Below are 547 nucleotides of genomic sequence, written 5' to 3' on the forward strand. Positions count from 1 at the left end.
TTCGTCCAAGAGACCGGCAGCAAGCAAAAACCGTTCTTGGCGGAGAAACGCCACCTCCTCCCACCCGGTCTGCCGGGCGTACAAGCGGATGGCATCCCATTGTACATGGGCCGTCAAATCCATCTCCCCAGGACGGTGAAGCGGGTCGGGGACGAGCCGATGGCGGAAATAACCCCGCAAGCTGCCGTGCCGCCGCGCCGGCGCCCGCAGCTGTTCGTCCGTATAACCATAATCAATCGTCACCATCACCGCCTGGCGAAACTGCGGCCCGATGTCAAGCCAAAATGATCTTGCCGCGAGCGGCACTTCCAAGCGCTGCCCTTCGGCAAGCGAGAGGCCGCGCTCAGCCAAGTAGCGGGCAATATCCAAATTGCAAAGCGGCTCCTTTTCCTCGACGAGCCGACTGTCACGGGCGGCGACGAAACATTCATAAAGAATCCCTTGTTCCTTTGCAATCACATGAACCGGGAGTGCGTCAAAAAATTCATTGCTGAATACGATCCCAGAAAACGGCCCACGCTCGGCGAGCCAGCGGGAGACGTTGTCA

Annotated in this window: 1 protein-coding gene; it reads right to left on the minus strand. The window is 59.0% G+C overall.

The window, feature by feature from the left end; all coding sequences use genetic code 11:
* Positions 1-547, minus strand: a 547-nt coding sequence (locus U1T56_RS24470; RefSeq protein ID WP_418162081.1) for an SAM-dependent methyltransferase, incomplete at both ends; no start/stop codon positions are given.

It is taken from the genome of Benzoatithermus flavus, from assembly GCF_037908215.1.
GTDB lineage: Bacteria > Pseudomonadota > Alphaproteobacteria > Geminicoccales > Geminicoccaceae > Benzoatithermus > Benzoatithermus flavus.